Here is a 280-nt window from a genome sequence, read left to right as displayed (position 1 = left end):
ATCTCCCAAGGCTAAATACTCCCTAGTGACCGATAGTGAACCAGTACCGTGAGGGAAAGGTGAAAAGCACCCCGGAAGGGGAGTGAAATAGTTCCTGAAACCGTGTGCCTACAAGTAGTCAGAGCCCTGTGCATATTTCCTTCGGAAAATGCCGGGTGATGGCGTGCCTTTTGTAGAATGAACCGGCGAGTTACGATCCCATGCAAGGTTAAGTTGAAGAGACGGAGCCGCAGCGAAAGCGAGTCTGAATAGGGCGAATTGAGTATGTGGTCGTAGACCC

Annotated in this window: 1 rRNA gene; it reads left to right on the top strand. The window is 51.1% G+C overall.

From position 1 onward, the window contains the following. Positions 1–280: ribosomal RNA gene (locus tag M3610_RS27695) — 23S ribosomal RNA — on the top strand; the annotation flags it as partial.

The sequence above is a fragment of the Neobacillus sp. MER 74 genome (assembly GCF_023714155.1).
Note: the sequence above shows the minus strand (reverse complement) of the source record. Positions and strands in the feature narration are given on the sequence as shown.